This window comes from Synoicihabitans lomoniglobus (assembly GCF_029023725.1).
Lineage (GTDB): Bacteria > Verrucomicrobiota > Verrucomicrobiia > Opitutales > Opitutaceae > Actomonas > Actomonas lomonigloba.
Window position 1 is genome coordinate 3,436,130 of record NZ_CP119075.1, and the last position, 14,297, is coordinate 3,450,426.

Genomic DNA, 14,297 nt, shown 5'->3' on the forward strand with positions numbered 1-14,297 from the left:
CTCAATTGTTATCAAGCCGCAAACGACAAAGTCATTCCGCAATGGGCCCGGTTGGATTAATGTAGGACGTGTCCTCCTCATTCAGCATCTCCGTCGCCGAAGCGCCCCTCCTGGCTCTGGCCCGCGACTCCGGCCCCTGCCATGCGGCGGGTTGTGGCGCCATGTTTGAGCTGTTGAACACCAGCGAAAAAATCGGCGCGGCACTGCGGCGCGAGCTGGCCCGTCTCGAATTGAGCGCCACCGGTTTCAGCATTCTCGCCCTCGTTCATCGTCGGCCCACGACCCCTCTGGGTAACCGCGAACTGGCCGACAAACTCAACATCACGCCGCAAACGGTTTCCGAGACCCTCGCCCGCTTGGAGTTGACCCATCTCATCACGCGTGTCCGCCGACCGGACCATCGTCGCAAGATCGCCATCGCACTCACGGCGCAGGGCCAGAAGACGATCATCGACGCCCTTCACAGCTTCGAGCGCACCATTCATCGGCTCATGAGCGCACTCTCTCCCCCCGAGCTCACCAGTTTGCGCGAACTTTGCGCCCGTCTCAATCCCGACCGCTCCCTTTCATGAAATCCACGTTTCGCTCCTCGCTTCTCACCGTATCGCGCCGCGCTACGCTTCTCACCGCCGCGTTGGTGACTTCGCTGATCTGGGTCGGCTGTTCGGGCGAGAAATCCGCCGCCGGCTCCCCGGCCGTCACCGCCGCCGCCGCACTGCCGGTCCACGTGCATGTCGTCGCCCCGCAAGCCGTGACCCTCACCCGCGAGTTGCCCGGCCGCGTCTCCGCCTCGCGGGTGGCTCAGGTCCGCGCCCGTATCAGCGGCATCGTGCAAAAGCGGTTGTTCACCGAGGGGACACAGGTCGAAGCCGGGCAGGTGTTGTTCGAAATCGATCCCGCGCCGTATCAGGCCGCGTTCGACAGCGCGCAGGCCAATCTCGCCCGCGCCGAGGCCGGACTCGCCTCCGCCAAACTGCAGGCCGATCGATTCTCCGGCTTGGTCGCCACCAACGCGGTCTCCCAACAAAACTACGACGACGCGGTCGCCCTGCATCTCACCCGCCAGGCCGAGGTCGCCGCCGCCAAGGCCGCGTTGAGCTCCGCCGAAATCAACCTCGGCTACACCCGCGTCACCGCGCCGATCTCCGGTCGCATCGGCCGGGCCGAGGTCACGGAAGGTGCCTACGTGCAGCAAGCCACCGCCACGCTGCTCGCCGTGGTGCAACAACTCGATCCCCTCTACGTCGACCTCACGCAATCCGCCGATGACGTGCTCAACCTCCAAGCCGCCCTCGCCGCCGGCGAATTGAAGCCCACCGGCGACGGGGAACTCAGCTTTCAGATCGTCCTCGGCAACGGCAAAACTCACGCCGCCACCGGCTCGCTCCAATTCTCCGACGTCACCGTCGATCCCACCACCGGCACCGTCGGCTTGCGCGGCACGATTCCCAATCCCGACGCCACCCTGCTGCCCGGCATGTATGTGCGCGCCGTGCTCGATGAAGGCATCGCCCCCGCCGCGATTCTGGTGCCGCAATCGCTCGTGAGCCGCAACGCCCAAGGCCAGGCCACCACCCTCGTGGTCAGCGGCGAAAACACCGTCGAACCGCGCGTGCTCACCACCGCGCGCACCGTCGGCAACCAATGGCTCGTCACCGCCGGTCTCACCCCCGGCGACCGCATCATCACCGATCAGTTGCAAAAGATTCGTCCGGGCATGCCGGTGCAACCGCAAGCCGCCGCCACCGCTTCCACCGAGGGTTAATACCTTCATCAACGTATTAACTGAGGTCTCCCGTCATGGCCCGTTTCTTTATCGATCGACCCGTCTTCGCCTGGGTCATTGCCATCGTCATCATGGTCGCCGGCGCACTTGCCATTCGCACGCTGCCCGTCGCCCAGTATCCCAGCATCGCGCCGCCGCAGATCGCAATCGCAACCGCCTATCCCGGCGCCTCCGCCAAGACCATCGAGGACACCGTCACGCAGGTCATCGAGCAGCGCATGACCGGCCTCGATCATCTCCGTTACATGGAGTCCGGCAGCGATTCGTCCGGCGCCGTCACGGTCACGCTGACCTTTGAGCCGGAAGCCGATCCCGACATCGCCCAGGTGCAGGTGCAGAACAAACTCGCCACCGCCACTGCCTTGCTGCCGCAGGAGGTGCAGCAGATCGGCGTGCGCGTTTCCAAATCCGTGCGCAACTTTCTGCTCGTGATCGGCTTTCGCTCGGTCGACGGGAGCATGTCCGACAAGGACATTGGCGACTTCGTGGTGAGCCAGATTCAGGAGCCGCTGAGTCGCGTCCCCGGCGTCGGCGACATCCAGAGTTTCGGCACGCAATACGCGATGCGCATCTGGCTCGATCCCGATAAACTCGCCAACTACCACCTCATGCCGTCCGACGTGGCTGCCGCCATCCGCACCCAAAACGTGCAGGTTGCCGCCGGTCAGCTCGGCGGCAATCCCTCCGTCGCAGGGCAGTTGCTCAACGCCACCATGACGGTGCAGACCCGGCTCGAAACGCCGGAGCAATTCGAGGCCATTCTGCTGCGCGTCAACCCCGACGGTTCTCAAATCCTGCTCGGCGATGTCGCCCGCGTCGAACTCGGCGGCGAGAACTACGACCGCGAGGCCCGCTTCAATGGTCAACCCGCCGCGGGCATGGCGATTCGCCCCGCCACCGGCGCCAACGCCCTCGACACCGTCGCCGGCATTCGCGCCAAGATCGACGAGTTGAAGCCCTTTTTTCCCGCCGGCATGGAGGTGGTGTATCCCCTCGATACCACGCCGTTTGTGCGGCTTTCCGTCGAGGAGGTCGTCAAGACCCTCGCCGAGGCCGTGGTGCTCGTTTTCCTCGTGATGCTGCTGTTCCTGCAAAACCTGCGGGCCACGCTCATCCCCACCATCGCCGTGCCCATCGTGCTGCTCGGCACGTTCGCCATCATGGCGGCGTTTGGGTTCAGCATCAACACGCTCACGCTCTTCGGCGTGGTGCTCGCCATCGGACTGCTGGTGGACGACGCCATCGTCGTGGTGGAAAACGTGGAGCGGGTGATGACCGAGGAAGGACTTTCGCCGAAGGAGGCCACGCGCAAATCGATGGATCAGATCACCGGGGCTCTAGTGGGTATTGCCCTGGTGCTCTCCGCCGTGTTTGTGCCGATGGCCTTCTTCGGTGGATCCACTGGCGTGATCTATCGCCAGTTTTCCATCACCATCGTATCGGCCATGGCGTTGTCCGTGCTCGTCGCGATCGTGCTCACGCCGGCGCTGTGCGCCACGATTCTCAAACCCGTCCGCAAGGGCCACCATTACCACGACAAGGGGTTCTTCGGCTGGTTCAACCGGGTCTTCGATCGCGGCACCAATCGCTACGTCGCCGGGGTCGGCGGCATGATCAAACGACGCCTGCGCACGCTGGTCGTGTTCGCCGCTGTCATCGTCGGTATTGCCTGGTTGTTCGGCCGCCTGCCCACGGGCTTTCTGCCGAGCGAGGACCAAGGATTCCTCTTCGCCCAAGCTCAGTTGCCTCCGGGTGCCACCAGCGAGCAAACGCTCAAGGTGCTGGAGCGCATGGAACATCATTTCCTCGTCGACGAAGCTGAAAACGTGGAAGGCATGTTTGGCGTGACCGGATTCAGTTTCTCCGGCGTCGGACAAAACCAGGCCTTCGCCTTCGTGCGCCTCAAGGACTGGAGCGAACGCCAGCGCGACGACCAGTCCGTGACCGCGATCCAGAACCGCGCGCTCGGCAAGTTCATGCAGTTTCCCGACGCCCTCTCCTTTGCCTTCGCGCCGCCCGCCGTGCTCGAACTCGGCACCGCCGACGGCTTCGACCTGCGCCTGACCGACAACGGCGCGCTCGGCCACGACGCCCTCATGGCCGCCCGCATGCAACTGCTCGGGCTCGCCGCCCAGGACCCGCGTCTGGTATCCGTGCGACCCAACGGTCTCGCCGACACCCCGCAATACAAACTCGATATTGATCAACCGAAAGCCGCCGCGCTCGGCCTCTCGTTGGTCGACGTCAACAGCACGCTCGCCGCCGCGTGGGGGTCCTCCTACGTCAACGATTTCATCGACCGCGGTCGCGTGAAAAAAGTCTACCTGCAGGGCGACGCCCCATTCCGCATGACCCCCGAGGACGTCGATCGCTGGTTCGTGCGCAACCACCAGGGCGAGATGGTGCCGTTCTCCAGTTTCTCGTCCGGTCGCTGGACCCTCGGCTCACCGAAACTCGAACGTTTCAACGGCATTCCCGCCGCCGCCATCGCCGGCGCCCCGGCTCCCGGCGTGAGCTCCGGCGAAGCCATGCAAATCATGACCGATCTCGCCGCGCAATTGCCCGACGGCATCGGACTCGAGTGGGCCGGTCTGTCCTACGAGGAACGGCTCTCCGGTTCGCAGGGGCCCGCGCTGTATGCGATCTCACTGCTCATCGTGTTCCTGTGTCTGGCCGCCCTCTACGAAAGTTGGTCGATCCCCGCCGCGGTGATTCTGATCGTGCCGCTCGGCGTCATTGGCACGTTGCTCGCCGCCTTCTGGCGCGACTTGCCCAACGACGTCTACTTTCAGGTCGGACTGCTCACCATCGTCGGTCTGTCGGCCAAGAACGCCATCCTCATCGTGGAGTTCGCCAAGGTCGGTTACGACAAGGGGCTCAGTCTCGTCGACGCCGCCATGCAGGCCGCCCGCCAGCGCCTGCGGCCCATCCTCATGACGTCGCTCGCGTTCGGTCTCGGCGTGTTGCCGCTCGCGCTCAGTTCGGGCGCCGGTTCCGGCAGCCAAAACGCCATCGGCACGGGCGTCGTGGGCGGCACACTCACCGCCACCGTGCTCGGCGTGTTCTTCGTTCCTGTCTTCTTCGTGGTCGTGCTCCGGCTGTTCCGCGTCAAGCCCGCTCCCCTCAAAGCGGAGGGCTCCCACCATGCTTAAATCCATCACTCCTTTTCTCGCCACGGCTTTGTTGACCGGCTGCTCGCTCGCTCCCCGCTATGAGCAACCCATCGCCCCGGTGGCAGCCACTTACCCGACCGGGTCGGACCGCGTCGACGGCCCGTCCATCGACACCCTGACCTGGTCGGAATTCTTCGGCGACGCCCGCCTGCGCGCCGTGATCCAACTCGCCCTGGACCACAACACCGACTTGCAGGTCGCCGCATTGCGGGTCGAGCGCGTCCGTGCGCTCTACAACATCCAGCGCACCGCCCTCATCCCCACGCTCAATGCCACCGGTGACGCCGTGCGCCAACGCACGCCCGGCGATCTCAACTCCACCGGCGCCCCCGTCACCACGAGTTCCTATCAGGTCGGTCTCGAAATCCCCTCCTACGAACTCGATTTCTTCGGTCGCGTCGCGAGTCTGCGCGATCAGGTGTTGCAACAATACCTCGCTTCCGAGGAAGCCGCTCGCAGCGCCCGAATCAGTCTCGTATCCGCGGTAGCCCGACAATATCTCGCCGCCCTCGCACTCGACGAACAATTCGCCCTCGCTCGCCAAACCTTTGCCAGCGCCGATCGCGCTTACGACTTGAACCGACAGTCCTTCGAAGCCGGCGTCGCTTCCGAACTCGACCTCGCCACCGCCGAGGCCCAACGCGAGGCCGTGCGCGCCACCCTCGCCGCGATCGAGGCCCAACGCGATCAGGCGCACAACGCCTTGACCCTGCTCGTCGGCACGACGTTGCCAACCGACCTCCCGCCGGGCGGTTCGCTCGCCACCCAAAATCTCATCGCGGATCTGCCGGTGGGACTGCCGGCCGACCTGCTCACGCACCGGCCCGACATCCTCGCCGCCGAACACGTGCTGCAGGCCGCCAACGCCAACATCGGCGTGGCTCGCGCCGCGTTCTTCCCGTCGATCAAGCTCACCGCCAGTGGCGGCACGGCCAGCGCCGATCTGAGCGGGTTGTTCGAATCCGGTTCCGGCGCGTGGCGTTTCGCGCCGTCGATCACCGTGCCCATCTTCGCCGCCGGCGCGAACAAGGCGCGCCTCGAGGTCGCCGAAATCGAGACCCGTATCGAAGTGGCCAATTACCAACGCGCCATCCAGACCGCCTTCCGCGAGGTCGCCGACACGCTCGCCGTGCGCCGTTCCATCGCCGTGCAGATCGCCGCGCAGTCCGCCCGCGTGGCCGCCGCCCAACGTCGTTTCGATCTCTCCACCCAACGGTTCGACGCCGGGGTCGACAGCTACCTCACGGTGTTGCTCGCCCAACAGGAACTCTTCGGTGCGCAACAGGCCCTCATTCAGGCCCGGCTCACCGAATCGACCAATCTCACCGCGCTCTACGCCGCTCTCGGCGGCGGCTGAATCGACGGTCGACCGCCCCGCAGTTCGGTATCGCCCCGCCCTCGGTTCCGGGTCGTAGTGGGCCAATTGGTATCCCCGTTGCGGTGATACGATCTGCGCCTCGTCCCATGAACACGCTCCTTTTCCGCTCCCTGCGGTGGCTCCTAGCCGCCGCGGCCTTCTCCTCCGTCACCGCCGCCGAGGCCACCCTCACCCTCGCTCCCGTCGACACGGTCAACCGCCCCGGCGTGCTGGCCGTCGATGTCATCGCGATCAACCGCTCCGATGTCGCCGTGCCTTCCGGTCTGCCTGACGATGGTTTGATCCCGGTCAGTATCCACGAACGCGACCGCTCCTGGCACGCCACGATGACCGCGATCGAACCGGGCCGGCCCATGGTCGCGCCGGGTGGATTCGTGGCCGTGCGCTACACGGTCGCGTTGCCCACCGACGCCACCGGTCGCCTCGTCATCGAAGCCCGGCCGCAAGGCCACGCGCCCATCGCCGCGGTCATCAAACCCGCCCCCGTCCGGCCCGATGCCGACATCGAACTCGCCCGCCCCCTCGTCGACGATGTTCCCCCGGCCCGGATCGCAGCGTCCGATCCACGTTACCAACCCGCCCCCCAACCCGCGACCGACCTCATCAATCGCGGCTTCCTCAAAAACTTCACCGCGCACGAACCGATCTACTTCATCTACGGTCCCGACGCCCCCGCCGCCAAATTCCAGTTCAGCTTCAAATACCGCATGGCCGCCCTGTCGGCGGATTCCCCGGCCGAACTCCCCACCACGCTCCAATTCGGGTTTACCCAGCGTTCCCTGTGGGACATCGACGCCACCTCCAGCCCGTTCTATGATACGAGCTACATGCCCGAGATCATGATCGAGAAGATCGCCGCGCTGCCGGAGGAGCCCGACCATTGGTTCAACTGGCTCGGAATGCAGGGCGGTTTCCGCCACGAATCCAACGGTCGCGACGGAGACGTTTCGCGCAGCCTCAACGTCATCTTTGCCCGCGCCGCCCTCGCCCTCGGCGACCCCGCTTCACTGCACCTCGTGATCGCCCCCGAGGTGTTCACCTACGTCGGCGGACTTTCCAACAACCGGGACCTCACCGATTTCCGCGGCTACGGCCAACTGCGGCTCCACCTGTCCTACGGAGACGGACCGTCACTCACCGCCAAGTTTCACACCGGCGATGATCTCGATCATTTCACCACCGAACTGGATCTGCACATCCCGGTTTCGGTGCCGCTCATCGATGCCGAATCGTTTTTCCTCCTGCAATACTACGAGGGTTATGGGGAGAGCCTCCTCAACTACGGCTCCCGCGACGAATCACTGCGGGCCGGCCTTTCGCTGGTGCGTTAAAGTGGGCCGGGAGACTTCTCCGTCTCTCGCTTCAGTCGGACTGTCCGCTCAACGGGTCAGCAATCGTTCCCATTTTCCGGCCTCCCGCGATTGAGGATTGCTCGTTTTATGCAACGTTGGGCACGTGCACGCGCCGTCCCGTCCCCCTCTCGCCGGTCCCCCTCCTCTGCCCTGGGCTCGTTTGGCCACGCTGGCGTGCCTGATGGCGCTCACGTGGACCGGGTGCTCGAGCCCCGAAGAAGCCGTCATCACCGACACCACCGCACCACCGGTTGAGGCCGTGCAAGCCCGTCGCGGCGGCCTGCCTCTGTCCGAACGACTCAGCGGCACCATCCGCGCCGACAACCAGGTCGTGCTCTACCCGGAAATCACCGGCCGCATCGCCGAGGTCTTCGCCGAGGACGGCGATACCGTCAAAACCGGTGAACCGCTCGTGCGCGTCAACGACGATCAAGTGCGCGAACAGGTCCGCCAGTCCGAGGCCGGTCACCGCATCAGCGCCGCCCGCCTCCGTCAGGCCCAGGCGCGTCTCGCCGAAGCCGAGGCCCAGGCGCGCCGCTCGGCCGAGCTCAATGCCCGCAACCTCGTCTCCGATCTCGAATACGAAACCCTCGCCGCCCAGCGCGAATCCGCCGCCGCCGATGTCGAACTCGCCGAGGCCGAGCTCGAACAAGCCGCCGCCGGCCTGGCCGAACGACGCGACTTGCTGTCCAAGGCCATCGTTCGCGCCCCCGTGAATGGCATCGTCGGCAGCCGCCGCGCCGAGGTCGGCATGCAAGCCTCGCCCGCCGCCCCGCTCTTCACCCTCGGCGATCTCTCCAACCTTCATGTGCGCGTCAATCTTACCGACGCCATGATCGGTTACATCGAAGTCGGTCAATCCGCCAATCTCATCGTGGAGGACTTCCTCGGTGACACCGAACCTCTGGCCGGGCGCGTAGCCCGCATTTCCCCGTTTCTCAACGAGGTCACCCGTAGCACCGAAGCCGAGATCACCATCACCGCCTCCGACTCCCGCCTGCGGCCCGGCATGTTCCTGCCGGTCGACATCCTCTACGGCGAAAGCCAGCAGGCGACCCTCGTGCCCACCAGCGCCCTCTTCACCGATCCCAACACCGGCCGCGAGGGCGTGTTCGTGCTCACGGGTGAGCCCCTCGACCCGGCCGCCGTGCAACAACGCCCCGACGCGTTGTCCGCCCCACGCGACGTCGAGTTTCGCCCCATCTCTGTCATCGCCCGCGGCGCTCAGGAAGTCGCCGTCGCCGAGGTCAACGCCACCGACTGGATCGTCACGCTCGGCCAAGATCTGCTCTCCGCCAACGCTCGCACTCAAGCCCGCGCCCGTCCGGTCACGTGGAGCCACGTGATGGAGCTGCAGGGACTCAACCGCGAAGACCTCCTGCTCGAGGTCCTCGAAGCCACCGGCCGCGACTCGTAACCCTCTGCTCCGCGTCGGCTTCGCGCCTCCTCTCGTCTTTCCGTTTTCAGCGCTTCCGCTTTCCCTCCCATGCCTCTGACCGAAACTTCCGTTAAGCGGCCCGTCGCCACCGCGATGGTCTTCTTGATCATCATCACGCTGGGTATCTCGGGTCTGCGTCACCTGCCGATCGATCTGCTGCCCCCGATCGAATTTCCCCAACTCACCGTCGCCATCGACTACCCGGGAGTCGGCCCGCAGGAGATCGAGGAAATCATCACCCGCGAAGTCGAAAACGCCGTCTCCGGCGTGCCCGGCGTCGAACAGGTGCGCTCGCGTTCCGAGGAGGGTGAATCCCGCGTCACCCTCGACTTCACCCGCGGCACCAATCTCGACGAGGCCGCCAACGATCTGCGCGCCGCCCTCGAACCCATCCGCGACGACCTGCCGCCCGACATCGAGCCGCCCCGCGTGTGGAAGTTCAACCCCAACGACTTTCCGGTCGTCATCGTCGGCGTCACCTCGTCCACGTGGGACCTGCAGGAACTCACCCTGATCCTCGATCGCGAGATCACCAAACGCTTCGAGCAACTGCCCGGCGTCGGTCGCGTCGATGTCTGGGGCGGCGTCGAACGCCAGGTGCGCGTTGATCTCAAACGCGATCGGCTCAACGCCAGCCAACTCTCCTCCGCCGATGTGCGCGCCGCCCTCACCGCCGGCAACGTCAACCTGCCCGGCGGCAACGTCGTCTCCGGCGTGCAGCAGCTCTACGTGCGCACCCTCGGCGAATACACCGATCTCGAGCAGGTGCGTTCCACCGTCGTCAGTCGCCGCGATGGCAAACCCATCCGCGTGGGCGACGTGGCCGACGTCTCCTTCGGTTACGCCGACTTCGAGCGTCTCGTCATGATCGACGGCAAACCCATGCTCCGCATTCCCGTGCGCAAGCAAAACGGGGCCAATACCGTCGCGGTCTCCGCCGCCGTGCGCGCCGAAGTCGATCGCATCAATACCGAGCGGCCCGATCTGCACATGTTGATCGCCACCGACCAGTCGACTTTCATCGAGGGCTCGATCAGCAACGTCGCCAACTCCGCCGGCTGGGGCGCCCTCTTCGCCGTGGGAATCCTCTACGCGTTCCTCCGCCGCGGTTCTTCGACCTTCATCATCGCGGCCGCCATACCCATCTCGATCATCGCGACGTTCGGCCTGCTCTACTTCAATGGGCTCACGCTCAACCAAATGAGCTTCGGCGGACTCGCCCTCGGCATCGGCCTCGTCGTCGACAACGCGGTCGTCGTGCTCGAAAACATCACCCGCCTCCGCGAGGAGGGCAAAGACCGCCAGACCGCCGCGCTCATCGGCACCAAGGAGGTCGCCGGCGCCATCGTCGCTTCCACCCTCACCACCACGGTCATCTTCCTGCCGGTCGTTTTCATGCGCACCGTCACGGGCGTCATCTTCCAACAGCTCGCCCTCGTCGTCGTGTTCGCGCTGTTCTGCTCTCTGCTGGTCGGCCTCACCCTCGTGCCCATGCTCGCCAGCAAACTGCTCGACCGCTCCGGCAAAGCCGCTCGCGCCAAACAATCCGCCGCCGCCAAATCCGCCGCGCCCTCCGGTTTCAGCGCTGTCGAACATCGCTACGCCCGCGTGCTCGGCTGGGCTATCCACCACAAACCCCGCGTCATCGGCGGTTCGTTGCTCGCTGTCGCCATTGCTGCCCTCGCCTTTCCCCTCATCCCCGTCGAACTCGCTCCGCAGACCGAAGCCGACGAGATCGATGTCGATATCCGCATGGCCGACGGCACCAACATCGCCGTGCTGCGCCGCTACCTCGCCGAACTCGAAGCCATCGTCGCCGTCAATGTGCCCGCCGAGGCCATTCGCCACTTCTCCCAAGAGATCCGCGACGGCCGCGCCGAGGTCGAGATTGCCATGGCGCCCGACAGTCCCATCTCCGCCGCCGACCTCGCCGATCAACTCCGCGCCGCCACCGACGGACGCATTCCCGGTGCCGACATCCGCGTCGACGCCCAGTCCGGTCTCTGGATCCTGCGCATGATCTTCCGCGGCAGCGGCGGCAACGAGGACGTCTCGCTCCAACTCCGGGGCTACGATCTCGATCAAGCCCAGCGCGTCGGCCGCGAAATTCAAAAAGCCATCGAAACGCTCTCCGGCATTGAGGGCGTGCGCGTCGGCCGCGAGGAGGGCCGGCCCGAGCAAAACCTCATCTTTAATCGCGAAAAACTGGCCGAACTCGGCCTCAACATCCGCGAAGTCGCCTCCATTCTCCAGACCAACGTCGGCGGCAGTCGGGCCGGTGCGTATCGGATTGGTGGAGACGAGTTCCCCATTCTCGTGCGCCTGCGGGCCCAGGATCGGCAAAGCGTGCAGAGTCTCGACAACATTCCCGTCCGTCTGCCGTCCGGTGAGACCATTCCGCTCTCGGCCGTCGTCGACAAGGAGGCCAGCCGCGGCCCGCCCGAGATCGACCGCATCAATGGCCAACGCATCACCTATGTCACCGCCAACCTCGCCAAAGGTGTCGCCCTCGGCGACGCCGTGGATCGCATTCGCGCCCGCCTGAGCGACGTCACCATCCCGCCCGGCCTATCGCTCTACTTTGGGGGCGCCTACGAGGAGCAGGCCAAGTCCGCCGCCGACTTCCGCCTGTCCATCATGATTGCGATTTTGTTGATTTACATGGTCATGGCGGCGCAGTTCGAACGCTTCCTCGATCCCATGGTCGTCCTGTGTTCCGTGCCACTCGCCCTCATCGGCGTCGTGCCCACGCTACTGATCACCGGCACCACCATCAACATGCAGAGCTTGATGGGACTGATCATGCTCACCGGCATCGTGGTCAACAACGCCATCGTGCTGGTCGACTATATCAACCTGCTACGACGCGACGAAGGTCTGGCCATGGCCGATGCCGTGCAAAAAGCCGGTGCCCGCCGCCTGCGTCCGATCCTGATGACCACGATGACCACCGTGCTCGGCCTGCTGCCGCTCGCCATCGGCTGGGGCACGGGAGCCGAGATCCAAGCCTCGCTCGCCCGCGTCGTGCTCGGCGGACTGGTCGCGTCGACCCTTGTCACCCTGATCTTCATCCCCGTCCTCTACGTCGGCAGCCACGACCTCCTCGCCCGCTGGAAAGCCCGCAAGAGCGATCAAAGTTCAGCGCTCAGCGGTCGCCCCGCCCCCGCCACCGGCCGGTAGACCACGCCTCCGTTAGTTTTTTAACCACAGATGGCTTCACTACCGTTACGCACTGCTCTCTATTAAAATTCAGTTGAGCCGCCAACACCGTCCCACGGAATTTCAGATCTGTCCCGCCCTGCGGGATCTGGGTTTATCTGTGTTCATCTGTGGTAAAAAAAACAGCAGGCTGACCGCCTCTGCTCTCTCTGTTTCCTCCTGTTAAACCAGCAGCCTAATTGAGCTGACGGCCTTCACTCGCCGAGTGCTTCGCGCAGCCGCGCGAGCTCGGCTTTCAGTTCCGCGACCTGCGTCTCCAAAGTTGCGATACGCGCCTCCGCTTCCGGCGGCAACGTCAGCGCCACCTTCACCGTCGAGGATCGACCTCCTTCGGCACTGCCTCCCGTAGACTGCTCGCTGGCGAGCGCTCCCGCCACCGGGTCCTCGGCGATGAGCTGCCCCCAGCGCGCCTCCTTCTGTCCCGGCTGACGCTCCAGCTTGCGCACCAGAGCCCCCGAGCCCCGCGTTGTGAGATCGTTTAACACGGCCTCAAACTCCGCCAAGTCGGGGATCGCCACCAAGCGCTCGCAATTGCCGCGCAAGCCCGCCGCTGTTTGTGGCCCCCGCAACATCAGTTCGGCGAGCAACGCCACCGCCACCGGCTCCACCGGCCAGGCTTCGGTGAACTTGTGCCGATACTTCACGGAGCGTGCGCCCGCGCCCGAGAACAACGTGACGAGATGTTTCGCCCGCAGCAGCTCGATGGCCGCCGCGACCTCCTCCTCGCCCACACTCATGAGCGGCGCCCGATTGTTCTTCTGATTGCAGGCATTGATCAACGAGTTGAGCGACAACGGATACACATCCGGCGTCGTCGCCTCCTTCTCGATCAAACACCCCAACACCCGCGCCTCCAACGGCGAGAGCACGACGTCATTCGTTTCGGGAGCAGCAGCCGCATTCGATTCCATGCTTCGAGTGAAACGATTTCCCTTCTCGCAATGCAATCGCCGTCGCCAATGCCATGGCGATCAGGACCGTGACAACCTGACCATTCTGACGCATTTTAACCACAGATTGACACAGATTAACACGGATTCGGATTTCTGAATATACTTGGTCACAAGCGCGATTCTTAACGGTAGTGCCTCGTGCCGCCGAAGCCTGGGCGAAAGAGGATCTGTGGTTAGAAACAAACGGGCTGACCGTTGCTCTGGGATGCCAGCGAATTCGTAGTCGGCTTGTCAGGCTTGAGGCGAAAAAGTCGGGTCGTTGACTTACCCAAACAATCGCTCACGTTTACGACATGCCCAACGTGATGGAGCGCTACCCGGATCTCGCCAACGCCACTCCCAACGAGAAACTCGCTCTGATCGACGAGCTGTGGCTTTCGATTCGAGAATCAGCGACGGAAATCATCACTTCCGAGCATCAGGCTGAACTCGACCAGCGCATAGCAAAAATTGACGCCGACCCGACTCTGGCGATGGATCCCGGCACGGCTCGCGGCTTGCTGAAACCCTGATGAAACCCCTCCGGGTTGCTCCGTGGGTCGTCATCGAGGATCTGCAATCAATCTACGATTTTCACAAGGCGCACTCGATTTCCAAAGCGCTTCGCATCGTCGAAGAGTAGGATCAAACCATCGCATCGCTGGTCGAAAATCCCCGGATATTTCGGCAGCGTGAAAACGGCTGGCGCGTGTATCCCTTCAAGTCCGGCCCCTACCTGCTCTTCTATCGTGAACTCCCCACCATGTGGATTGTAGCCGGGCTGTTTCACGCCATGCGCTCACCACGCTGGCTCCATGAGGAACTCGACAAACTTTCGAGTCGCCTGCAGTAGCACCTCCGCTCCCCGAACGATCACCTATTCGTCCGCCTTGCAAAGGTAGGCCGCCAGCTCGCTGGCGCTCTCAAAGCCCAAAATTCGCGCCATCCCCAACATTCTTCGTGCCGCCTTCGAGCCCACCCGATGGCTTACTTTTGGTAAATGTCTTATTTTATTAGCA

General features: G+C 64.4%; 10 protein-coding genes. 9 read left to right on the top strand and 1 reads right to left on the bottom strand.

The window, feature by feature from the left end:
• The first annotated feature begins 68 nt into the window (after nt 1–68).
• The 7 genes from PXH66_RS13300 (at nt 69) to PXH66_RS13330 (ending at nt 12,307) form a co-directional block, all read left to right on the top strand.
• The gene (locus PXH66_RS13300) at nt 69–572 is read left to right on the top strand and encodes a MarR family winged helix-turn-helix transcriptional regulator (RefSeq protein ID WP_330928661.1); all 504 of its coding nucleotides are present in this window, start codon (nt 69–71) and stop codon (nt 570–572) included.
• A complete protein-coding gene (locus PXH66_RS13305; RefSeq protein ID WP_330928662.1) occupies nt 569–1,765 on the top strand; it encodes an efflux RND transporter periplasmic adaptor subunit in 1,197 nt (398 codons plus the stop codon). The genes PXH66_RS13300 and PXH66_RS13305 overlap by 4 nt, the downstream gene beginning before the upstream one ends.
• A gap of 35 nt (nt 1,766–1,800) precedes the next feature.
• Nucleotides 1,801–4,938 (top strand): efflux RND transporter permease subunit, encoded by a 3,138-nt coding sequence (locus tag PXH66_RS13310; protein ID WP_330928663.1) that lies wholly within the window; start codon nt 1,801–1,803, stop codon nt 4,936–4,938.
• Nucleotides 4,931–6,316, top strand: coding sequence for an efflux transporter outer membrane subunit (locus PXH66_RS13315; RefSeq protein WP_330928664.1), 1,386 nt, complete (start codon nt 4,931–4,933; stop codon nt 6,314–6,316). The genes PXH66_RS13310 and PXH66_RS13315 overlap by 8 nt, the downstream gene beginning before the upstream one ends.
• Nucleotides 6,317–6,423: 107 nt before the next feature.
• Nucleotides 6,424–7,668: a phospholipase A gene (locus PXH66_RS13320; protein WP_330928665.1), complete on the top strand. Its 1,245-nt coding sequence runs from the start codon at nt 6,424–6,426 to the stop codon at nt 7,666–7,668.
• Nucleotides 7,669–7,792: 124 nt separating this feature from the next.
• Nucleotides 7,793–9,106, top strand: a complete 1,314-nt coding sequence (locus PXH66_RS13325; RefSeq protein ID WP_330932036.1) for an efflux RND transporter periplasmic adaptor subunit — start codon at nt 7,793–7,795, stop codon at nt 9,104–9,106.
• Nucleotides 9,107–9,175: 69 nt separating this feature from the next.
• Complete coding sequence (locus PXH66_RS13330) at nt 9,176–12,307, top strand: efflux RND transporter permease subunit (protein ID WP_330928667.1); 3,132 nt, start codon at nt 9,176–9,178, stop codon at nt 12,305–12,307.
• A gap of 233 nt (nt 12,308–12,540) precedes the next feature.
• On the opposite strand, the gene PXH66_RS13335 is transcribed toward PXH66_RS13330, so the two are convergent.
• Nucleotides 12,541–13,257: a YceH family protein gene (locus PXH66_RS13335; RefSeq protein ID WP_330928668.1), complete on the bottom strand. Its 717-nt coding sequence runs from the start codon at nt 13,255–13,257 to the stop codon at nt 12,541–12,543.
• A gap of 335 nt (nt 13,258–13,592) precedes the next feature.
• Between PXH66_RS13335 and PXH66_RS13340 the strand changes: the two genes are divergently transcribed.
• Both PXH66_RS13340 and PXH66_RS13345 read left to right on the top strand, forming a co-directional pair.
• A complete protein-coding gene (locus PXH66_RS13340) occupies nt 13,593–13,811 on the top strand; it encodes an addiction module protein (protein ID WP_330928669.1) in 219 nt (72 codons plus the stop codon).
• A gap of 176 nt (nt 13,812–13,987) precedes the next feature.
• Nucleotides 13,988–14,131 carry a hypothetical protein gene (locus tag PXH66_RS13345; protein ID WP_330928670.1) on the top strand — a complete coding sequence of 48 codons (144 nt, stop codon included), beginning with the start codon at nt 13,988–13,990 and terminating at the stop codon, nt 14,129–14,131.
• The last annotated feature ends 166 nt before the right edge of the window (nt 14,132–14,297 follow it).

Excerpts from the sequence above, each read along its gene's own strand:
- PXH66_RS13315 (WP_330928664.1), top strand. The coding sequence starts at position 4,931 with ATGCTTAAATCCATCACTCCTTTTCTCGCCACGGCTTTGTTGACCGGC.
- PXH66_RS13330 (WP_330928667.1), top strand. The coding sequence starts at position 9,176 with ATGCCTCTGACCGAAACTTCCGTTAAGCGGCCCGTCGCCACCGCGATG.
- PXH66_RS13305 (WP_330928662.1), top strand. The coding sequence starts at position 569 with ATGAAATCCACGTTTCGCTCCTCGCTTCTCACCGTATCGCGCCGCGCT.
- PXH66_RS13335 (WP_330928668.1), bottom strand. The coding sequence starts at position 13,257 with ATGGAATCGAATGCGGCTGCTGCTCCCGAAACGAATGACGTCGTGCTC.
- PXH66_RS13320 (WP_330928665.1), top strand. The coding sequence starts at position 6,424 with ATGAACACGCTCCTTTTCCGCTCCCTGCGGTGGCTCCTAGCCGCCGCG.
- PXH66_RS13310 (WP_330928663.1), top strand. The coding sequence starts at position 1,801 with ATGGCCCGTTTCTTTATCGATCGACCCGTCTTCGCCTGGGTCATTGCC.
- PXH66_RS13340 (WP_330928669.1), top strand. The coding sequence starts at position 13,593 with ATGCCCAACGTGATGGAGCGCTACCCGGATCTCGCCAACGCCACTCCC.